The following is a 20,991-nucleotide window of genomic DNA, read 5'->3' on the forward strand; positions in this document are numbered from 1 at the left end:
AAGAATCGGAAAATTGTAAAAAAGTTTTTATTTTTTATTCTATATTATCTGAATGGATATCACCCATTCAGATAAAATTTTCCTTTAACCCTTCAACACTGCAACTAAAGTCTTGCCTATTTGTGACGGTGAAGGAGAAACCCGAATTTCTGCTGCTTCCATTGCCGCAATTTTATCTTCTGCACCACCTTTACCACCAGAAATCACTGCACCAGCATGTCCCATTGTTCGTCCTGGAGGAGCTGTACGACCAGCAATAAAGCCAACCATTGGTTTTTTGCGGCCTTTTTTTGCCTCATCCTTTAAAAACTGTGCCGCTTCTTCTTCAGCAGAACCACCAATTTCACCAATCATAACAATAGATTGGGTTTCATCATCAGCTAAAAACATTTCCAACACATCAATAAATTCAGTCCCCTTAACAGGATCCCCCCCAATACCAATAGCTGTCGTCTGTCCAAGTCCTTCATGACTCGTTTGAAAAACCGCCTCATACGTTAGAGTCCCTGACCTCGACACAACTCCAACAGAACCTTTTCTGAAAATAGAACCTGGCATAATACCAATTTTACATTCATCAGGAGTGAGAATACCTGGACAATTAGGACCAATTAGACGTGATTTTGATTGCTCTAATTTAGCTTTAACCTTAACCATATCCATAACCGGTATACCTTCTGTAATACAGACAATTAAACCGATTTCAGCTTCAATAGCTTCTATAATAGCATCAGCAGCCCCCGCAGGAGGAACATAAATAACAGAAGCATCAGCTCCAGTCTTTTCCTTACCTTCCACAACACTAGCAAAAATAGGAAGAGTTTCACCTTTTAACCCCTTCCATGTCTCTCCCCCTTTTTTGGGATTAATGCCACCAACCATTTGTGTGCCATGGTAAGCAAGCGCTTGTTCTGTATGAAATGTCCCCGTTTTCCCCGTAAGTCCTTGAACAAGAACTTTTGTATCCTTATTAATAAGAATTGACATGGTTTAAGCTCCCTTCACTGCTGTAACAATTTTTTGTGCAGCATCATCTAAGTCATCAGCAGAAATAACATTCAAACCACTTTCACTGATAATTGCTTTACCTTGTTCAACATTAGTTCCTTCAAGGCGAACAACTAAAGGAACTTTTAAACCAACTTCCTTAACAGCGGCAATCACACCTTCAGCGATAACATCGCAACGCATAATCCCACCAAAAATATTGACCAAAATGCCTTTGACATTCGGATCAGCCGTAATAATTTTAAAAGCAGCAGTTACTTTTTCTTTTGAAGCACCACCACCAACATCAAGAAAATTTGCTGGTTCAGCACCATAGAGTTTGATGATATCCATTGTTGCCATAGCAAGACCAGCACCATTCACCATACAACCAATCGTCCCATCAAGAGCAACATAAGCAAGATCATGCTTTGATGCTTCAATTTCCTTTGGATCTTCTTCTGAAATATCGCGTAACTCCAAAATATCTGGATGACGAAATAAAGCATTATTGTCGAAAGAAACTTTCGCATCAAGAACACGTAAACGGCCATTATCCATTACAATAAGGGGATTGACTTCAAGAAGGCTCATATCTTTTTCACAAAAAGCCTTATAGAGTATTGGAAACAGCTTTTCGCCATCTTCACGTGCACTATCGCGTAATTTTAATGAGTCACAAAGCTTCGTGCAATCAGTAGGAGTAACACCTTTTGTAGGATCAATAGGAAGAGTAAATATTTTTTCCGGTGTCTCTTCAGCAACCGTTTCAATATCCATGCCCCCCTCTGTCGACACAACGAAAGAAACTTGACCAACTGTACGATCAACTAAAAGTGAAAGATACAGTTCCCGTTCAATATTAGCTCCATCTTCAATATAAAGACGATTAACCTGCTTACCTTCTGGACCTGTTTGCTTAGTTATCAAAGTTTTACCAAGCATTTCCTTTACATTAGTAATAACTTCCTCAACTGATTTTGCAAGCCGAACACCACCTTTTGAATCAGGACCAAGTTCTTTAAACTTCCCCTTCCCACGACCTCCAGCATGAATTTGACTTTTAACCACATAAAGTGGTCCTGGTAATTTTTTCACCCATTTTTCAGCCTGTTCTACAGAATAAATAGCAACACCATTCGCTATTGGTGCACCGTATTCATGAAGCAGACGTTTGGCCTGATATTCATGGATATTCATTTATTTGTCCTTTTCTTCTATGAAATACTAAATTGATCCTAAAAGCACTTAAGACACCTTACCTAACAAAACTCTTTTGAGTCATCCGAGATTAGGTGCGATAGCAACACATGTTTTACAAAGCGCGTGCACTGCATTTACTGATTTTTCAAAAGCAGCTTTTTCATCGTCATTAAAATCAATTTCAATAACTCGTTCAACACCACCAGCACCAATAACAACAGGAACACCAACATACGTATCCCTAACTCCATATTCACCTGAAAGGTAAGCAGCAACAGGAACAACACGCTTAGTATCTTTTAAATAAGCCTCAGCCATCACAACAGCGGAAGAAGCCGGCGCATAAAAAGCAGAACCTGTTTTTAGCAAATTCACAACTTCTGCCCCTCCATCCCTTGTACGTTGAATAATTTGATCAAGCTTTTCCTGTGTCGTCCAGCCCATTTTCACAAGATCGGGTAAAGAAATACCAGCAACAGTAGAATAACGAATCAGAGGTACCATCGAATCACCATGACCCCCCAAAACAAATGCTGTCACATCTTTAACAGAAACTTTAAATTCTTCAGATAAGAAATAACGAAAACGTGCTGAATCAAGAATACCAGCCATACCAATAACTTTTTGTGTTGGAAGACCAGAAAACTTCTGTAATGCCCACACCATTACATCAAGAGGATTGGTAACACAGATCACAAATGCTGAAGGCGCATATTTCTTAATTCCCGTACCAACTTGTTCCATAACCTTTAAATTAATAGCCAAAAGATCATCACGACTCATACCAGGTTTACGTGCAACACCTGCTGTTACAATAACAACATCAGCATCTGCAATAGCTTCATAAGTACTGGTCCCGGTTAAATTTACATCAAAATTTTCAATTGGTGATGATTCCGCAATATCCAAAGCTTTACCCTGCGGCATTCCCTCTGCGACATCAAATAAAACAACGTCTCCAAGCTCCTTGAGTCCTATTAAATGCGCTAAAGTACCACCAATCATACCTGAGCCGACTAAAGCTATTTTCTTTCGTGCCATTTTATTTCCTTTTATTAAACGTAAGATCCCCTGCGCTAACAGATTAAATATTTTCCCCTAAATCTAATCCTTTTTTATAAGACCACTTAAGAATAAACTTAGAAATAAGATAATCAAAATTAATCAAACTCCCTTTTAACTGCTAGAAATTCATTCCTAAATATTAAAGTTAGTGACTGATTACAATAATATCGATAAAATGAATCAAAAAAAAATACAACAGAATTATTACAACATTTTTAAATTCAATGGGTTATTATTTTAGCAGTTTACGTAAAGGTAAAGTAAAGATTCATTTATTCCTTTAAAAATTGTTCTGCCCAACTATTGAGATAACTCTGGCTTTGCATTTCAAAAAGGCGCGATTGCGTTCTTTGAAACTCAAATGTTTCTGTTGTTTGTGCTTGCCCTTTGTATAACTGCTCAAGTTCTGCTTCTGCCGACATAAAGAGTCTTATGTGGCGTTCATAAAGAACATCAATAAGTAAAATAAATCGTTTAGTTTCATTGCGATGTGCATCATCCATAACAGGAACATGATCAATAAAAATCGTATGGTAATGCTCTCCTAACGCTAAATAATCTACTGCTGCTAAAGGCTTTGCGCAAAGATCTTGATAATCAAAGCGTGCACATCCTGCACCAAAACGTGGAATATGAATAGAACGTCCCTTTACAGATAGATCACCAGACATTTCTTTTTGACCTTGTAAAACTAATATCCATGCTTGATCCATATTTTCATCTGCTGCTTTCCCCAATGGGGTTGTATACACATGTTGTGGATTTAATTTTTCAAGACGATAATCCGTCCTTGCGTCAAGATTAATAACACGAACATGTTTTTTCAAAATTTGAATGAAAGGTATAAAAAGCTCTCGATTCAAACCATTGTAATAAAGATTATCAGGAGCGACATTTGACGTAGCAACAAAAATAACTCTTTGCTTGAATAAAGCAGTAACAAGACGACCTAGAACCATTGCATCCGCAATATCTGTTACCGTGAATTCATCAAAACAAAACACACGTGCTTCTCGTGCAAGATTTTCTGCAACCACTAAAATAGGATCACTTTGCCCGGATTTTGCATGTTTAAACGCTTGCCGATGTGCATTAATACGTTCATGCACATCAGCCATAAAATTATTAAAATGAGCGCGTTTTTTATTCTCTTCTGGCAAACAAGAGAAAAACAAATCCATAAGCATGCTTTTGCCTCGCCCGACCTCACCATAAATGTACAATCCCTGGACAAAATCATCAGTACCACATTGTTTTGAGGCATGAGAATGCGTTTGTTTTTTGAAAAAACGCCAGAACATCCAAGGTCGAGAAATCTTTTGTGTTGAAATTTCTTGTAATAAACAATCAAAATGTTTTGTTAAATTCCGTTGAGCTGTATCAAAACTAATTTCTCCTTTGGAAACAAGCTCTTCATAACGCTCTGAAACTAAAACCATCCAAACATCCTTTTTTCAAATCATTCTCAACAAATACAAATTTCATAGACATAAATACTTCCTTTTGCATCATTCTGTGATTAAATGATGCAAATTTGTGCACATATACTTCCCTTTTTATAAAGAAATTAACGATCTAAAACAACGGGTTGGTTATCGAACGTATGTCCTTCGAAATAATCTCTCCCAAAGGAATAAAGAACTGCAGCAACACTTCCAGATCGATCATAAAAATATAATTTTTTTCCCTTAACAGCCCATGAGTTGACTTTAGCAAATATTCTTGGACAATTTAAAGGACCAGCACGATACCCTAAACCAAACTTTGTTTGTGGGGTTGCTATTCGGCAAGACTTACCACCAATAGAGAGATTCCATACACCAGCAATATTTGCAGGGAACAAATCAATCGCATTATCCGGTACTTCAAAGCGAGTTAACTGTGCATCATTTTGAGTATATTCTTTTTCATCACTTGAGGAAGTTAACACTTCAGACTTTAATATATCAGATGCTTCAGGTTCTAATAATTGCTGAACAGGATAAAAAACTTCCGCTATGTTATTTCCATCACTTTTACCAAACCTTGACGTTGAACAACCACTTAAGATCGCTATAATGGACAATGCAACGAAAAATGAAATTTTTGAAAATGTCATATTTTTACTCTTTCTCATGACAATAACAAACTCACTCAAAAAAAATAAGTGAGCATATTTTATATAAATATGCCATTTTACAAGGATAAATTAATAAATAAGAAAAACCTAATAAAAAATATGTGATCACAACGACAATTGTTCATCTTTAATAACATATTCACTCCCACTCATTTTATTTCTGTCAATACTGGTAATTTTGAAAATTTTCAGTCATTATATTTTCTACTAGACTTACTATTGCACAAAAAATAGAGAAATCTTATGGAAACACCATTCAGCAAAATGAACGGTCTTGGAAACAAAATTATTGTTGCTGATATGCGTGAAAGCACACATAACATTACACTGCAAGCAATTCTTACTTTAGCTAAAAATCCACAAACTCACTTTGATCAAATCATGACGATTCATCCGTCAACCAAAAGTGAAATTGATTTTCGCATTGAAATCTGGAATGCTGATGGTTCAAAAGCAAAAGCTTGTGGTAATGGTACGCGTTGCGTTATCGAATGGCTTACAAATCATAATCTTGGTGAAAGTTTTCAACTAGAAACACCTGCTGGTATTGTTGAAGGAAAACGTCAAACCAATGGTCTGATCTCTGTTAACATGGGGTGCCCAAATTTCGATGCAAAAAACATGCCTATTGCTCATGAAATAGCTGATACCAATCACGTAGAAATAACAGCTGGACCTTTAAAAGATGCTTCTCTTATTTCTATTGGAAATCTTCATGCTATTTTTTTTGTTGAGAACAACATTCAGCATATTCCTTTAGAAAAATACGGACCTAAACTCGAACATGATCCACTTTTTCCAGAACGGTGTAATATTTCTATTGCCTTTGTAACATCACGAAACAGTTTAATTTTACGAACATGGGAACGTGGAGTAGGTTTAACAAAAGCGTGTGGCAGTGCAGCCTGCGCTAGTGCAGTAGCGGCCTATCGCCGCGGATTAACAGAACGCCGTATTGATATTAATTCACCGGGAGGAAATCTTTCTATTTTTTATCAAGAAAATAATCATATCATTATGACAGGACCAGTAGAACATGAATTTAGCGGTCTTTTAAACCCTTTAACGGGAGACTACAAAAAGGATGCTTTTTAATGACAATAGAAATTATGACTTTTGGTTGTCGACTCAATAGTTATGAATCGGAGATCATACGCAAAGAAAGTACTTCCGCTGGTCTTGATAAACTGAAAGATGACACCATTATTTTCAATACTTGCGCAGTCACCGCTGAAGCTGTACGACAAGCGAAACAAGCAATTCGAAAAGCGAGACGTAAAAATCCTCATGCCCGCATTATTGTTACGGGATGTGCAGCACAAACAGAAGCAAAAAATTTTGCTCTTATGAAAGAAGTTGATCTGATTCTAGGCAATGAAGAAAAACTCCACGCCGATTCCTACCGCCAGCTTCCTGATTTCGGTATTAATCATGATGAGAAACTCCGCGTCAATAATATTATGGAAGTCCATAAAATTGCTCCACATATGATTAACGCATTAGAAGGACGTACACGTGCCTTTGTCCAAGTGCAAAATGGATGTGATCATCGTTGTACATTTTGCGTAATCCCTTATGGCCGCGGACCATCACGGTCTGTCCCCATGGGGATCATTATTGAACAAATTAAACAGCTCGTAGACAATGGTATTCAAGAAATTATTTTAACAGGAGTTGATCTAACAAGTTATGGCCCCGATTTACCTGGAAAAACTACTTTAGGAAAACTGGTTTTAAGTATTTTGCACCATGTTCCCGATTTACCAAGATTGCGTCTTTCATCCATTGATTCCATTGAAGTGGATCAAGAGTTGATTAATCTTTTAGCTTATGAAAAAAGAATAATGCCACATTTGCATTTATCCTTACAAGCAGGCGATAATATGATTTTAAAGAGAATGAAACGACGACATTTGCGTGAAAACGCTATCGAGTTTTGCCAAAACTTACGTGCTAAACGTCCTACAATAGTATATGGTGCTGATCTAATTGCTGGTTTCCCTACTGAAACAGAAGAAATGTTTCAAAATAGTCTGAATTTAATTAACGAATGTGGTTTGACGCATCTCCATGTATTCCCTTTCAGCCCAAGAGAGGGAACACCAGCTGCGCGTATGCCACAAATTAACCATGAAACAATCAAAATTCGCGCAGAAAAATTACGTAAAGAGGGAGAAAAAGCATACAAAAAACATCTCATTCATCTAAAAAATAGTCAACAAACAATTCTTGTTGAAAAAGATGAAATTGGACGAACAGAGGATTATACACTTACACAAATAAAAGGTGCTAAAGCTGGAACAATTGTTAAAGCTCTCATTATTGATCACGATGGAAATAAATTAATTGCCGCACTTCCTGAATCGAATGCAGCCTAAGCGGGAAAGTCTTCATGACAAAGTCTTTTATCAAAAAAATATTCTCCTTTAATACATCTAAAGAAAAAGAAATTAAAAAAAGGCAGATTCTTACCCCTCATGAAATCGATGAAGAAAAACAAAATGAATATAAAAATGAAAATACAAAAAGCAAAGATTCTTCCATAGATGTAAAAAAAGAAAAACAAAAGCAAAAGAAAATAGAAGAGATCGCACCTACTAAAAATTTTCCTTCTAAGGAATCTTCTCGTAAAGTGATCGTTTCTGATACGATTATAGAAAAAAAAATTGAAACGTCTTTATCCATCCCAACTGTTGAACAAAAAAAAGTAGCGTGGTTTGAACGCCTTAAAAAAGGATTATCTCTCTCTTCACAGCAATTAAGTGATTCAATTGGTACACTTTTTGTCAAGAAAAAACTCGATGAAAACACACTACAAGAATTAGAAGATATCCTCATTCAAGCAGACCTTGGTATAGAAACAACCACACGTATTATTGATATCTTAGCTACTAATCGTTATGAAAAAAATTTTTCTCCAAAAGATATTTATACTATTGTAACTGACGAAATCAAAAAAGTACTCGAACCAGTTGCATTTCCATTAGAAATCGATCTTAATCATAAACCCCATGTGATTTTATTAGTCGGCGTAAATGGAACTGGAAAAACTACAACCATAGGAAAATTAGCTGCTAAACTAACTGCAGGAGGTCTAAAAGTTATGCTTGTTGCTGGAGACACATTTCGCGCTGCAGCTATTGAACAATTACATATTTGGGGTGAACGCACAAAAGCTCCTGTTATTTCAGCCAAACTTGGTGCAGATGCTGCAAGCTTAGCCTTCGATGCTTATGAAAAAGCTAAAAAAGAAAATAGTGATGTTTTAATTATTGACACAGCAGGACGTTTGCAGAATAAAATTGAATTAATGGATGAATTGGCAAAAATTATTCGTGTTTTAGGTAAACATAATCCTCAAGCACCTCATACAGTTCTTCAAACACTTGACGCAACCACTGGGCAAAATGCACTTAACCAAGTGAATGTTTTCCGTGATATTGCTGGTGTGAATGGTTTAGTTATGACAAAACTTGATGGTACTGCCCGTGGGGGAATTCTTGTTGCCATTGCATCCAAACATAAACTACCTGTTCATTTTATTGGTATAGGCGAAAATGTAGAGGATCTTGAGCCTTTTTCTGCCTCTGATTTTGCCGAGGCTATTATAGGAAAATATGCATGAAAACTTCTCTTTTTAAACCGAATTCACCTAATGACTCTAATTTAAAAAAAAATGATAACACTCACAAAAAAACCTCTATGCCAATTCTTAAATTTCTTTTGGAAATGGGACCACTGGTTGTTTTTTTCCTTGCTAACTATAAAGGTGAGTGGTTGATAAATAATATCGAGCTTTTTAAAAACTTTGATAAACCAATTTTTCCAGCAACAGCTCTTTTTATGATTGCAATCACTTTTGCCTTAAGTTTATCGTGGTTTCTTGCGCGTGTAATTCCTATAATTCCACTTATTTCAGGAATATTCATCCTTGTTTTTGGTTTTCTAACTCTTTGGCTTCACGATGATACTTTTATTAAGATGAAGCCTACGATCATTAATGGCCTATTTTCTTTTATTTTATTTGGTGGCTTATTTTTTAAAAAACCGCTTTTGCGTTATGTTTTTGATTCCGGTCTGAAAATTGATGATTGTGGATGGAATAAACTTACCTATCGTTGGGCATATTTTTTTATTTTTCTTGCTGTTTTGAATGAACTCATTTGGCGTAATTTTAGTGATAATTTTTGGACCAATTTTAAAGTATTTGGTGTTATGCCTATAACACTTCTATTTATGCTTACACAAATGCCTCTTATCATAAAACATTCAAAAAATTTAACAAAAGAAGATTAACAATCTTATTTTTACATCGCGAATTCATCACAATGAATTGCTTCATAAGTTTAACATATACTGTAGAGAAGATAGATGTTAATTGAACAATTTATCTGTCGAGAAGATAATTTCGGTATTCTCATTCATGATGAAAAAAGCGGTTATACAGCTGCTATTGATGCACCTGAAGGCAATGCAATTCACAACATGCTAAAGCAGCGTAACTGGACACTTCAATTTATTTTTGTCACTCATCATCATCATGATCATATAGAAGCACTGGCAGAATTAAAACAAGTCTATAATGCTATGATTATTGGACCAGAAGCAGAAAGCAAAAAAATTACCCCTCTTGATTATGCATTACAACCTGACGAAAATTTTTGTTTTGGAACATACACTCTTACGGCTCTTTCAACACCTGGCCATACATTAGGAGCATTATCCTATTATTTTCCTCAAGCCAATTTACTCTTTACTGGAGATACACTTTTTTCGCTCGGTTGTGGGCGTCTTTTTGAAGGAACACCTTCACAGATGTTAACATCCTTAAAAAAACTCCGTCAACTTCCTGATGAAACAATCCTTTATTGCGGACATGAATACACTCAAATAAATGCTCTTTTCGCATTGACTATTGAGCCTCAAAATAGAAAGCTTCATCAAAGAGTAGAAGAGGTTTTTTCTTTACGTGCACAAAATGCTATGACCTTACCAACAACTTTAGGACAAGAAAAAGAAACAAATCCATTTCTTCGTTGGGATGCTTCTATTTTACGAAAAAATCTTGCAATGGAAAACGCAACAGATGAAGAAGTTTTTGCTGAAATCCGTAAAAGAAAAGATCATTTTTAGCTATATTTATGATAATTATCCTCTCTTATTTAAAACAGATCAATCTGAAATTCAGTTTTAAATACATCTAATTGGATTTACATCTTTAGATTAGCTTTGCAAACGTCGACAAATATCATCTAATTGCTCTAATGAAGAATAATGAATCTTTAAATCACCACCTTTTTTACCATGACGAATGATGACTTTCATTCCGATCACATCGGTAAGTAATTTTTCTAAGGATTGTGTTTCTATATCTTTTCTTAATGGAATTTGTTTTTTTATCTTAGAATTTCCATACTCTTGTGCAAGTATTTCTATTTGACGCACAGAGAGTCCTTCACGAATAACCTTTTCAGCTAATTCTTGTGGATTTTCAACTGTAATAAGGCAGCGTGCGTGACCAGCCGAAATTTGACCGCTTATTAAAAATTGTTGCACTTTTTGTGGCAGCTTTAACAAGCGAAGGGTATTTGTAACGTGACTACGACTTTTTCCAATAATTTCTGCTAAATCTGCTTGAGTATATCCATGTTCATTTAATAAAAGCTCATATCCCATTCCTTCTTCAATAGGATTAAGGTCAGTCCGTTGAACATTTTCGATAATTGCTAATTCCAAAGCAGTTTTATCATCTACATCGCGAATAATAACCGGTAATTGATTCAAATTAGCTTTTTGTGCAGCCCGCCATCTTCGTTCACCAGCAATTAATTGAAATTGATTAGGGTGAGTACGTGAAGGTCTAACGATAATGGGTTGAACAATACCATGCTGGCGAATTGATTGCACTAAATCATCAAGTTCCGAATCAGTAAACTGGCGTCTTGGATTATTTGGATTACGAGAAATAAATTCAATAGGAACAAACCTTTCAGAAGCGATAGGAGCAACACTTGGTTTCGACGTGAATTTATCAAAACTTGCTGAATATGCAGGATTGCCGTTTAAGTTGATATCCCCAATCAATGCCGCTAACCCACGCCCTAGTCTTTTTTTTGATTGATCATCACTCATAATTTTTCTCTTTAACTTTTTACAATTATTTTTTACACTTTCTAAGCTGCAGCTTGCCCTTGTTTTTCACGTTGAATAACTTCCGATGCTAACCGCAAATAGGCTTGGCTACCAGCACATTTGAGATCATAAAGTAATACTGGTTTGCCAAAAGAAGGAGCTTCAGATACACGTACATTACGTGGAATAACAGTACGATAAACTTTTTCTCCCATAAAAGAGCGAACATCTTCAACAACTTGATTTGAAAGATTATTCCGCCCATCATACATTGTTAAAACAATACCCTGAATTTCTAAAGATGTATTTAAAACAGACCGTACTTGTTTTACAGTTTCAAGTAATTGGCTTAAACCTTCAAGAGCTAAAAATTCACATTGCATTGGCACTAGAACAGAATTTGCAGCTCCCATAGCATTTAATGTCAAAAGATTAAGAGAAGGAGGACAATCAATTAAAATATAGTTAAATTTTGTGGTTATTTTGGAATCATGACAAAGAGCCTTACGCAATCGTTGAATACGATCTTGTGAAGAAGCAATTTCCATTTCAATGCCTAATAAATCAAGTGTAGACGGAACAATATGCAGATTAGGCACAGCTGTTTTCAAAGCAGCATCTGCAACTGAAACTCCAGAAACTAAAACATCATAAGATGATAAAGGACGACTATTACGATCGATTCCCAATCCTGTGCTTGCATTTCCTTGTGGATCAATATCCATAATAAGAATGTTTTTACCAACAGCAGCCAAAGCTGTTGCAAGATTAATTGTTGTTGTTGTTTTACCTACCCCACCTTTTTGGTTTGCAATAGCGATAATTCGTGTTTCGCTCATTTTGCTTTACCCTTTTTACATGATCGAACATGAGAAATTTCTAAGATAACAGAATTTTCATCAATTTTACTTTCATGTTTTAGCAGATCAAAGCGCCAATTGGCAGTAGCATTTTTTATTTCTTTAACGTAATCCCTACCTTTTTGCAAAAGAGCAATTGTTTTTTGTGTTAACCAAGGTGACATAAAGTGTAAAAGAGTGTCTAATGAAGCTAAACCTCTTGCTGTTAAGATATCCGGTGTTTTTATTTTTTTGTATACATCTTCGATTCTACAATTATGAACTGTTGCTGGAAGGTTAAGTTGTGCAATAACATTTCGTAAAAAAGCTGCTTTTTTTCCATTACTTTCAACTAAATCAATATGTCCACCTTTTTTCTCTTTGAGAAAAATAGCAATAACAATAGCAGGAAAACCTCCTCCTGATCCAAGATCACACCAATGTAAAAATTGACTTTTTAAAGGATAAATTTGTGCAGAATCTAAAATATGACGTGTCCATAAAACTGGTATTGTTGTAGTAGAGATCAAATTAATATGTACATTCCATTGAATTACTAGAGATTCAAATTCTATTAAATGTTTTATCGTTTCACGTGAAACGGAGGGTATTATTTTTAAAGTATCTTGATATTTTTGTTCTGAAGAAATAACCATTAAGCTAATTTCGCTTTTTCACGTCGTTGGCGTTGAATATATGTAAGGATTAGTGATAATGCTGCTGGTGTCATACCATCAATTTTCTGTGCATCAGCAATTGACCGCGGCGATATTTGTTGAATTTTTGTTTTTAACTCATTCGAAAGACCAGAAATTTTTTGAAAATTAAGAGAAGAAGGTATTTCTAAACGCTCATCTCGTTGAAGAGCTATAATATCTTGTGTTTGTCTTTCTAAATAGACCGCATACTGAGCTTCAATTTCCAAAGCTTCAACTGTTTTAGCATCAATTGAACGTAATTGTGGCCAAAAATGTGCAAGACGTGCTACACTCATATGAGGACGTGCTAAAAGATCATAAGCAGAACGTCTAATTCCATCATGATTTATTTGCAAACCATGAATAGATGCTTCGTTAGGTGTTAAAAAAAGTTTTTGACACATTAAACGTGCTTGATCAAGAAGCTGTTGTTTTTGTTGATAACAAATCCAACGAGTCTGGCTAACAATTCCCCATTTTTGGGCTAAAGGTGTTAAACGAGTATCCGCATTATCAGCTCGAAGTGATAAGCGAAATTCAGCCCGTGATGTAAACATTCGATAAGGTTCACAAATCCCGCGTGAAACTAAATCATCTATCATGACACCTATATAAGCTGTAGAACGACTTAAAATAATTTCTTCCAAACCACCAACCTGACGAGCAGCATTTAACCCAGCTAAAAGACCTTGAGCAGCTGCTTCTTCATAGCCTGTTGTACCATTAATTTGTCCTGCTAAAAATAAACCTGGTAAAGATTTTAATTCTAACGTTTTGGAAAGTTGTATAGGATCAACAAAATCATATTCAATTGCATAGCCAGGTTGTAAAATTTCGACATTTTCTAGTCCTTCAATTGTTCTCAAAAAAGAGAATTGTATTTCTTCAGGAAGAGATGTGGAAATACCGTTTGGATAAATCGTATCATTATTTAATCCTTCTGGCTCTAGAAAAATTTGATGTCCATCACGATCACCAAATTTGATAATTTTATCTTCAATTGAAGGACAATATCGTGGTCCTAATCCTTCAATAGCTCCAGAATATAACGCTGATTTATGAATATTTTCACGAATAATTTGATGCGTTTTTTCATTTGTTCGTGTTATTGCACATTCAATTTGAGGTTGCTCAATTTTTTCTGTTAGTAAAGAAAACGGAATAGGTTCTTCATCAGCTTGTTGTTTAGGAAGTTTATTCCAAGAAATTGTTTTTTTGCTAAGACGAGCAGGTGTTCCTGTTTTTAATCGTCTAAGATTCACACCATAATTTTCCAGATGTTCAGCGAGTTGTATGCTTGATTTTTCACCCATGCGACCAGCGGGCCATGTTTTATTACCAATATGGATAAGTCCACGTAAAAACGTGCCCGTTGTTAAAACAACTGCATTCGAAAGAATCTTTCCTTGTTTTTTTAAAAAAACACCTGATATATGACCATCTTTAACAATTAAATCAATAACTTCATCTTCAATAAGAATTAAATTATCTTGTTTCTGTAAAAGTTGTTGAATTTTATTTTTATACAATTCTCTATCAGCTTGTGTACGTGGACCTCTCACTGCTGGTCCTTTTCGTCTATTAAGAAGTCTAAACTGAATTCCAGCAGCGTCTGCAGCTTGCCCCATCAAACCATCTAAAGCATCTATTTCACGAACCAAATGTCCTTTTCCAAGTCCACCAATAGCTGGGTTACATGACATCGTTCCAATTGTTGATATTTGATATGTAACAAGTGCTGTCCTTGCTCCAACACGTGCTGAAGCTGAAGCTGCTTCACAACCAGCGTGTCCACCTCCTATAACAATGACATCATATGATTGCATTTAATTCATTCCATAAAGAATTGATTTTTAATTTTATATAAAAAAGAATGTATAAAATACATAATATTATATTATAAATCTGTCTATCAAATAATTAAAACAAATTTAAATGTTTCACGTGAATCACTATTTACCGACACAAAATCGTGAAAAAATAGTATCAAGTAAATCTTCAATATCAATATCACCTGTAATTCGTCCAAGCGCATGACTCGCTCGACGGAGGTGTTCTGCACGTAAACTTAAATCAAGAGAAAAAGAATTCAATGATGCATTAATTTCCTCAACAACCTCCTTCAATAATTGAAGTTGCCTTTTTCTTGCTGGAATAACATTTCCAATTTCAGTATTACACCGCAAGCAAAATAATTCAATTTCTTTTATAAAATAATCAAAGTTTAAACCATTTAATGTCGAAAATTGTATTGGCCAGCGTGTTTTATCTCCTTCACAAAGATCGAGTTTATTACCTACATGCCATATTTCAGCTGAAGTCTTTGGTAAAAGAACTTCTTGAGGATTATTCATATCATAAACAAAAATAACTAAGTCAGCTTCTATAATGTGTTTTTTCGCAGTTTCTATTCCCAATAATTCTATTTTATTTTCTGTCTCTCTTAAACCAGCAGTGTCGGTAAAAAAAACAGGTAAACCACCAAGTATTAATCTAACTTCTAAAGCATCACGTGTTGTTCCTTCTTCTTCTGATACAATAGCAATAGATCTTCCAGAAAGACGATTAATAATACTTGATTTTCCACAATTTGGAGCACCTACTATAGCAATTCTAATTCCATCATTTAAAATACTTGCACGCTCTCCTGCAGAAATATGTTCATATAGTGAATCACGAAGTTTCTCTATATCTTGCCAAACCTTATCAGATACGGAATTAGGAATATCACTTTCATCAGAAAAGTCGAGCTCCGCTTCTATTAAAGCACGCGCTGTTATGAGTCTTTGGCGCCAATCACTATAAAGTTTTGTTAAAGTACCATTTGTGCCTATAATAGCTAAACGTCTTTGACTTTCCGTTTCTGCTTGAATTAAATCAGCAAGACTTTCTGCTTGAATTAAATCCAATTTACCTTCAACAAATGCTCGACGTGAAAATTCTCCAGCTTCTGCAAAACGACAGTTTTCAAAAGTAATTAATTCATCAAGAAAACGATTAACAACAGCTTTGCTTCCATGTAAATGAAATTCTGCACAATCTTCTCCTGTAAAACTATGAGGTGCAGGAAAAAAAACTGTTAGAGCAGAATCTAAAAAGCTTCCATCGCGAGCAATAAGATCTCCATAATGCATCAATCGCGCTTTAGGCAAACAACCACAAAGTGTCTTAACAATATTCCTAACATGAGGACCAGAAAGTCGAACAATTGCAACTCCTGAAGGCAACAACCCACTTGAGACAGCAAAGATTGTATCCACAGATTTAATCCTAATTCAAAACAAAAAAATTACGTATTCATTGAATCAAAAAATTCACTATTATTTTTTGTTTGTTTTAATTTATCAATTAAAAATTCAATAGCATCTGTTACACTCATAGGTGCTAATATACGACGAAGAACAAAAATCTTATGTAGATCTTGACGAGCTACCAAAAGTTCTTCTTTACGTGTCCCTGATTTAAGAATATCCATAGCTGGAAAAGTACGCTTATCAGCAACTTTACGATCAAGAACAATTTCTGAATTACCAGTTCCCTTAAACTCTTCAAAAATAACTTCATCCATACGGCTTCCCGTATCTATTAAAGCTGTTGCTATAATAGTTAGAGATCCCCCTTCTTCAATATTACGAGCTGCACCAAAAAAACGCTTAGGACGTTGTAAAGCATTCGCATCCACACCACCTGTTAAAACCTTTCCTGATGAAGGAACAACAGTATTATATGCACGTCCAAGACGTGTAATTGAATCAAGAAGAATAACGACATCACGCCCATATTCAACTAATCTCTTAGCTTTTTCAATAACCATTTCGGCTACTTGTACGTGACGTATTGCTGGTTCATCAAAAGTAGAAGAAACAACTTCTCCTTTTACAGAACGTTGCATATCAGTAACTTCTTCTGGACGCTCGTCTATTAATAAAACAATAAGATAACATTCAGGATGATTTGTTGTAATAGAATGAGCAATATTCTGCAATAAAACTGTTTTTCCTGTTCGCGGTGGTGCAACAATCAAACCTCTTTGCCCTTTTCCTAAAGGAGATATCAAATCAATTACTCGCGATGACATATCTTTATCTGTAGGATTTTGCACTTCCATCTGGAAACGTTCATTTGAATAAAGAGGAGTAAGATTATCAAAATGAATTTTATAACGAATTTTTTCAGGATCTTCAAAATTAATTGTATTAACTTTAAGAAGAGCAAAATAACGTTCTCCTTCTTTTGGCCCTCTTATTGGACCTTCAACAGTGTCTCCTGTCTTTAATGAAAAATTTTGTATCTGTGTTGGTGAAAGATAAATATCATCTGGTCCTGGAAGATAATTAGCATCAGCAGATCGAAGAAATCCAAATCCATCTTGTAAAACTTCAACAACACCTTCGCCTATAATTTCTACATTTTGTAAGGTAAGTTTTTTCAAAATAGCAAACATTAATTCTTGTTTGCGCATTAATGAAGCATTTTCAACTTCTAATGTTTCAGCAAAAGAAACAAGTTCAACTGGATTTTTACTTTTGAGTTCTTGTAATTTCATTTCTTGCATAAAATATGCTCTTTGATTAATGGGGAACTGTTTCTAGAATTTTAAAAGGAAAAGAATATTCCTATAGATAAAAACATCATATACTCAACTCTTTTAAACTGCAAGCATTACTCAATCATAAATATTGAAGAAAAAATAGATTTGTTCTCTAAAAGAGTTTTTTTCATAAGTTATTTTAGGTAATTATATCACTTTAGCCCTTTATAATAAGATTTTATTTAAGCTCAAATGAACTTAATAGCTAATATATATCATTCATATTTTAATAAAAGCATATTAATTTAATTCCGGAATATATAATAAATAAATTTGAGATTTAAGAGGATTCTTCTTATTAAGACCTGTGTTTAGTGTGAATTATTATTTACACTTTATTTATCCTCAATTTTATCAACAAGGAAAAAAAAAAAGAACAATAATAAATAAACTTTTAAGAGTATTATCCTTGTTTTTTTCCACAGGGTAAATTTATTTATTATTTTTTTTGAATTTGTGCATAATGATAATGATATTTTTAAAAATTTTAGTTTTCTAAAATTTATAAAATTTTATACACATTGATTAACAAGGGATTAATTTTTCTGTGGGTGAAAAAAATTTTTTTCATTTGTATATGATTTCTGATGCAACGGGAGAGACATTAATTTCTGCTGGAAGAGCTGTAGCATCACAATATAAGGTAAGGCAGGCTATAGAACATGTTTATCCAATGATTCGCAGTAAAATGCAGTTGCAGCGAGTTATTAATGAGATAAGAAAAAAACCAGGGATTGTTCTTTACACGATTATAGATAAAGAAATTAAACAGTTGATTGATGAAACTTGCGCAAAAATATCTATCCCTTGTGTTGATATATTAGATCCTATTTTTAATGTCTTTCAATCTTATATTGGAACACCTAAAAATTTACGTGTAAGTGCACAACATGAACTTAATGCAGATTATTTCCGTCGCATTAAGGCTTTAGATTTTACAATAGAGCATGATGATGGACAATGTCCTAATAGTTTATTAGATGCGGATGTAATTCTTATAGGTATTTCAAGGACTTCTAAAACACCAACAAGTATTTACTTAGCAAACCGTGGAATTAAAACCGCTAATATTCCTCTTATTCAAGGAATTGATTTACCCAAAACCATTTTTGAAGCAAGTAATGCTTTAATTGTTGGTTTTATTGCTTCAGCTGAAAGAATTTCACATATTCGTGAAAATAGAGATTTAGGAGATGATTTTTTTATAGAGAGTTATACTGATCGTATTAGTATAGCAGAAGAGCTTATTTATACAAAACGTATTTGTGAACGTTTTTCTTGGCCTGTTATTGATGTTACAAGGCGTTCCATTGAAGAGACAGCCGCAGCTGTTCTTGAACTTTTATCACAATTTCGCGAAGGAAAAAAAGAAAAAAAATGATAAAAAAATCATTAATATTAGCATCTCTTAGTCCTTATCGCGCCCAGCTATTAAGAAAAGCCGGTTTAAAATTTTCTGTTGAAGGAGCTTCTTTTGACGAAAGAGAAATAGAAAAAACAGTAAAAATAGAGAATCCTGAAAAACTCAGTTGCTTTCTTGCAAATATGAAAGCAAAAAATGTTTCTGATCGTTTTCCTAACGCATTAGTAATTGGTTGTGATCAAGTCTTTGATTTTGAAGGTAAAATTCTTCATAAAGTAAAAAACGATCAGGAAGCACATCAACGTTTACTTATTTTGTCAGGAAAAAAACATATTCTTCATAGTGCCATTGCTTTAGTTCAAAATGGTGAAGAAATTTGGTCTGAGGTTTTTAGTGCTCACATGACGGTACGTTCTCTTTCACCAAAATTTATTGAAAGTTATTTAGCGCGTGTAGGAATAAATGTTTTAAGAAGTGCAGGAATCTATCAGATTGAAGGAGAAGGAATCCGCCTTTTTGAAAAAATTGAAGGAGATTTTTTTACTATTGTTGGTTTACCTTTACTACCTTTATTAATAAAATTACGTCACTTAGGAATTATTGATGACTGACTTGGTAATGAATTATAAAAAGGGAATGTATCTACGTGCTTTTATTGTTGATTATTTAATTTATCATTTAAAATCACTAAAAATTCATAGTTTTTGGCTCAAGCAATACAATTTGATAAATGAATATATTGCACAAAAGTAATCTTTAGAAAATTCAAAGATTCCCCTTATATCTATAAAAAGAAGAAATTTTTATGAAAGTGATGTTACTTTACTATATTAAGCAGGATGCTTTCCATTTAGTAACTTATAAAGATCAGATAGCTACAGTTGTTGGTGTTGTTAATACAATATGATTTTAAGGAAAAAGCTTTACACCACAAATCACGATACTTATGTTTTTTTGCTAATCTTGACGATTTTTTTCCTAAATGGGTTGGGGAAACAGCTCTCGTTTTTGGTATGAGTGGTGATTGTAAGTGTTATTCTGTATACTCTTAAAGCACATAAAATTGAAAAAATTCTTTACTTAGTAGTATAAAACAACATGCAGAGGGTTTGGTTGAGTGTTTTGGGAAGTCGATAGCTTATACCAAGCATTTTTGAAAATGAAAAAAATTTGTGATTTTTATAAAACTGAGCCAATAATATTGGCAACAGGTATTATTTATATTCCATTAATAATATTTTTTATAACAGGTAAATAAAAATGGTTGATGGATTTAGAATGCTTTTACACTAAGTTGTTCCTGATTTTGAACAGTAGTTTGGAATGAAATCTTTGATAACAAAGAAATTGCGGAAAGCGATTTTAGAAAACATGTGTGAAGATAAATTATGAAAATTATAGGACTAACTGGATCAATAGCAATGGGAAAATCAACAGCGGCTGATTTTTTTAAACAAGCAGGTGTTCCTGTTTTCAGTGCAGATGAAGCTGTACACCAACTTTATAGCGATGAACTAACGGTGTCTCTTATAGAACGCGCTTTTCCTGGTGTTATTGAAAACAACCTGGTTAATCGTATGAAACTTTCTGAGATTGTAGTCAATAACAGTAAAAAATTAAAGATTTTAGAAAAAATAATTCATCCTTTAGTACAAAAAAAAGAAGAGGAATTTATTAACATAGCACGTCAGCAGAAAAAAAAATTAGTTGTTCTTGATATTCCTCTTCTTTTTGAAACAAAGAGTGAAAATCGTGTTGATAGCATAGTCGTTGTATCTTCTCCACCAGAAATACAAAAGGCACGTGCAATGAACCGACCGAATATGAACGAAGAAAAATTTTCAATTATTAATACTAGACAAGTATCTGATAAACAAAAACGAAAATATGCTGATTTTGTTATTAATACGGGGAAAGATTTGGAAGATACTCGTCAACAAGTTTTACAGGTGATAAAAAGCTTATTAAAAGATGCTTCTAAAGAGAGTTAAAGA

The 20,991-nt window shown here is 34.2% G+C and carries 19 protein-coding genes; 8 read left to right on the forward strand and 11 right to left on the reverse strand.

The features are described from left to right. Positions 1-84 precede the first annotated feature (84 nt). From sucD to ACJTDF_RS06635, 5 genes are all read right to left on the reverse strand, one after another. A complete protein-coding gene (gene sucD / locus ACJTDF_RS06615) occupies positions 85-987 on the reverse strand; it encodes a succinate--CoA ligase subunit alpha (protein ID WP_407965491.1) in 903 nt (300 codons plus the stop codon). A 3-nt stretch (positions 988-990) separates the two neighbouring features. Then, on the reverse strand, positions 991-2,187 hold the full coding sequence (gene sucC, locus ACJTDF_RS06620; RefSeq protein WP_407965492.1) for an ADP-forming succinate--CoA ligase subunit beta: 1,197 nt from the start codon (positions 2,185-2,187) through the stop codon (positions 991-993). Between the two features lie 81 nt (positions 2,188-2,268). Continuing rightward, positions 2,269-3,231, reverse strand: coding sequence for a malate dehydrogenase (gene mdh, locus ACJTDF_RS06625; RefSeq protein ID WP_407965493.1), 963 nt, complete (start codon positions 3,229-3,231; stop codon positions 2,269-2,271). Between the two features lie 296 nt (positions 3,232-3,527). Next, the gene (gene zapE / locus ACJTDF_RS06630) at positions 3,528-4,694 is read right to left on the reverse strand and encodes a cell division protein ZapE (protein WP_407965494.1); all 1,167 of its coding nucleotides are present in this window, start codon (positions 4,692-4,694) and stop codon (positions 3,528-3,530) included. A 128-nt stretch (positions 4,695-4,822) separates the two neighbouring features. Then, on the reverse strand, positions 4,823-5,353 hold the full coding sequence (locus ACJTDF_RS06635) for an AprI/Inh family metalloprotease inhibitor (RefSeq protein ID WP_407965495.1): 531 nt from the start codon (positions 5,351-5,353) through the stop codon (positions 4,823-4,825). Between the two features lie 264 nt (positions 5,354-5,617). On the opposite strand from ACJTDF_RS06635, the gene dapF reads away from it, so the two are divergent. The 5 genes from dapF to gloB all read left to right on the forward strand — a co-directional run bounded on the left by dapF (position 5,618) and on the right by gloB (position 10,507). After that, on the forward strand, positions 5,618-6,469 hold the full coding sequence (dapF, locus tag ACJTDF_RS06640) for a diaminopimelate epimerase (protein WP_407965496.1): 852 nt from the start codon (positions 5,618-5,620) through the stop codon (positions 6,467-6,469). After that, positions 6,469-7,752, forward strand: a complete 1,284-nt coding sequence (gene mtaB / locus ACJTDF_RS06645) for a tRNA (N(6)-L-threonylcarbamoyladenosine(37)-C(2))-methylthiotransferase MtaB (protein WP_407965497.1) — start codon at positions 6,469-6,471, stop codon at positions 7,750-7,752. Before dapF ends, mtaB begins: the two co-directional genes overlap by 1 nt. A 14-nt stretch (positions 7,753-7,766) precedes the next feature. Then, complete coding sequence (gene ftsY, locus ACJTDF_RS06650) at positions 7,767-8,999, forward strand: signal recognition particle-docking protein FtsY (protein WP_407965498.1); 1,233 nt, start codon at positions 7,767-7,769, stop codon at positions 8,997-8,999. After that, a complete protein-coding gene (locus ACJTDF_RS06655) occupies positions 8,996-9,670 on the forward strand; it encodes a septation protein A (protein ID WP_407965499.1) in 675 nt (224 codons plus the stop codon). The genes ftsY and ACJTDF_RS06655 overlap by 4 nt, the downstream gene beginning before the upstream one ends. A gap of 75 nt (positions 9,671-9,745) precedes the next feature. Then, positions 9,746-10,507 carry a hydroxyacylglutathione hydrolase gene (gene gloB, locus ACJTDF_RS06660; protein ID WP_407965500.1) on the forward strand — a complete coding sequence of 254 codons (762 nt, stop codon included), beginning with the start codon at positions 9,746-9,748 and terminating at the stop codon, positions 10,505-10,507. 90 nt (positions 10,508-10,597) lie between these two features. Here the strand turns inward: gloB and ACJTDF_RS06665 are convergent, their stop codons facing one another. The 6 genes from ACJTDF_RS06665 to rho form a co-directional block, all read right to left on the reverse strand. Then, on the reverse strand, positions 10,598-11,506 hold the full coding sequence (locus ACJTDF_RS06665) for a ParB/RepB/Spo0J family partition protein (RefSeq protein WP_407965501.1): 909 nt from the start codon (positions 11,504-11,506) through the stop codon (positions 10,598-10,600). 41 nt (positions 11,507-11,547) lie between these two features. Next, positions 11,548-12,345: a ParA family protein gene (locus ACJTDF_RS06670; RefSeq protein WP_407965502.1), complete on the reverse strand. Its 798-nt coding sequence runs from the start codon at positions 12,343-12,345 to the stop codon at positions 11,548-11,550. Beyond that, the gene (gene rsmG / locus ACJTDF_RS06675) at positions 12,342-13,001 is read right to left on the reverse strand and encodes a 16S rRNA (guanine(527)-N(7))-methyltransferase RsmG (RefSeq protein WP_407965503.1); all 660 of its coding nucleotides are present in this window, start codon (positions 12,999-13,001) and stop codon (positions 12,342-12,344) included. Before rsmG ends, ACJTDF_RS06670 begins: the two co-directional genes overlap by 4 nt. Next, the gene (gene mnmG / locus ACJTDF_RS06680; RefSeq protein WP_407965504.1) at positions 13,001-14,869 is read right to left on the reverse strand and encodes a tRNA uridine-5-carboxymethylaminomethyl(34) synthesis enzyme MnmG; all 1,869 of its coding nucleotides are present in this window, start codon (positions 14,867-14,869) and stop codon (positions 13,001-13,003) included. The genes rsmG and mnmG overlap by 1 nt, the downstream gene beginning before the upstream one ends. Before the next feature lie 126 nt (positions 14,870-14,995). Further along, positions 14,996-16,303, reverse strand: a complete 1,308-nt coding sequence (gene mnmE / locus ACJTDF_RS06685; RefSeq protein ID WP_407965505.1) for a tRNA uridine-5-carboxymethylaminomethyl(34) synthesis GTPase MnmE — start codon at positions 16,301-16,303, stop codon at positions 14,996-14,998. 29 nt (positions 16,304-16,332) lie between these two features. Next, positions 16,333-17,598 carry a transcription termination factor Rho gene (gene rho / locus ACJTDF_RS06690; RefSeq protein ID WP_407965506.1) on the reverse strand — a complete coding sequence of 422 codons (1,266 nt, stop codon included), beginning with the start codon at positions 17,596-17,598 and terminating at the stop codon, positions 16,333-16,335. Between the two features lie 613 nt (positions 17,599-18,211). Between rho and ACJTDF_RS06695 the strand changes: the two genes are divergently transcribed. The 3 genes from ACJTDF_RS06695 to coaE all read left to right on the forward strand — a co-directional run bounded on the left by ACJTDF_RS06695 (position 18,212) and on the right by coaE (position 20,988). Continuing rightward, on the forward strand, positions 18,212-19,015 hold the full coding sequence (locus tag ACJTDF_RS06695) for a pyruvate, water dikinase regulatory protein (protein WP_407966238.1): 804 nt from the start codon (positions 18,212-18,214) through the stop codon (positions 19,013-19,015). Further along, a complete protein-coding gene (locus ACJTDF_RS06700) occupies positions 19,012-19,608 on the forward strand; it encodes a Maf family nucleotide pyrophosphatase (RefSeq protein ID WP_407965507.1) in 597 nt (198 codons plus the stop codon). Before ACJTDF_RS06695 ends, ACJTDF_RS06700 begins: the two co-directional genes overlap by 4 nt. 777 nt (positions 19,609-20,385) lie before the next feature. Next, positions 20,386-20,988, forward strand: a complete 603-nt coding sequence (gene coaE, locus ACJTDF_RS06705) for a dephospho-CoA kinase (protein ID WP_407965508.1) — start codon at positions 20,386-20,388, stop codon at positions 20,986-20,988. Positions 20,989-20,991: the final 3 nt, after the last annotated feature.

This window comes from Bartonella bennetti (assembly GCF_045945445.1).
GTDB lineage: Bacteria > Pseudomonadota > Alphaproteobacteria > Rhizobiales > Rhizobiaceae > Bartonella.

What these genes read in the sequence shown, in the direction of transcription:
- sucD (WP_407965491.1), bottom strand. Translation starts at nt 987, where the DNA reads ATGTCAATTCTTATTAATAAGGATACAAAAGTTCTTGTTCAAGGACTT.
- sucC (WP_407965492.1), bottom strand. Translation starts at nt 2,187, where the DNA reads ATGAATATCCATGAATATCAGGCCAAACGTCTGCTTCATGAATACGGT.
- mdh (WP_407965493.1), bottom strand. Translation starts at nt 3,231, where the DNA reads ATGGCACGAAAGAAAATAGCTTTAGTCGGCTCAGGTATGATTGGTGGT.
- zapE (WP_407965494.1), bottom strand. Translation starts at nt 4,694, where the DNA reads ATGGTTTTAGTTTCAGAGCGTTATGAAGAGCTTGTTTCCAAAGGAGAA.
- ACJTDF_RS06635 (WP_407965495.1), bottom strand. Translation starts at nt 5,353, where the DNA reads ATGACATTTTCAAAAATTTCATTTTTCGTTGCATTGTCCATTATAGCG.
- dapF (WP_407965496.1), top strand. Translation starts at nt 5,618, where the DNA reads ATGGAAACACCATTCAGCAAAATGAACGGTCTTGGAAACAAAATTATT.
- mtaB (WP_407965497.1), top strand. Translation starts at nt 6,469, where the DNA reads ATGACAATAGAAATTATGACTTTTGGTTGTCGACTCAATAGTTATGAA.
- ftsY (WP_407965498.1), top strand. Translation starts at nt 7,767, where the DNA reads ATGACAAAGTCTTTTATCAAAAAAATATTCTCCTTTAATACATCTAAA.
- ACJTDF_RS06655 (WP_407965499.1), top strand. Translation starts at nt 8,996, where the DNA reads ATGAAAACTTCTCTTTTTAAACCGAATTCACCTAATGACTCTAATTTA.
- gloB (WP_407965500.1), top strand. Translation starts at nt 9,746, where the DNA reads ATGTTAATTGAACAATTTATCTGTCGAGAAGATAATTTCGGTATTCTC.
- ACJTDF_RS06665 (WP_407965501.1), bottom strand. Translation starts at nt 11,506, where the DNA reads ATGAGTGATGATCAATCAAAAAAAAGACTAGGGCGTGGGTTAGCGGCA.
- ACJTDF_RS06670 (WP_407965502.1), bottom strand. Translation starts at nt 12,345, where the DNA reads ATGAGCGAAACACGAATTATCGCTATTGCAAACCAAAAAGGTGGGGTA.
- rsmG (WP_407965503.1), bottom strand. Translation starts at nt 13,001, where the DNA reads ATGGTTATTTCTTCAGAACAAAAATATCAAGATACTTTAAAAATAATA.
- mnmG (WP_407965504.1), bottom strand. Translation starts at nt 14,869, where the DNA reads ATGCAATCATATGATGTCATTGTTATAGGAGGTGGACACGCTGGTTGT.
- rho (WP_407965506.1), bottom strand. Translation starts at nt 17,598, where the DNA reads ATGCAAGAAATGAAATTACAAGAACTCAAAAGTAAAAATCCAGTTGAA.
- ACJTDF_RS06695 (WP_407966238.1), top strand. Translation starts at nt 18,212, where the DNA reads ATGATTTCTGATGCAACGGGAGAGACATTAATTTCTGCTGGAAGAGCT.
- ACJTDF_RS06700 (WP_407965507.1), top strand. Translation starts at nt 19,012, where the DNA reads ATGATAAAAAAATCATTAATATTAGCATCTCTTAGTCCTTATCGCGCC.
- coaE (WP_407965508.1), top strand. Translation starts at nt 20,386, where the DNA reads ATGAAAATTATAGGACTAACTGGATCAATAGCAATGGGAAAATCAACA.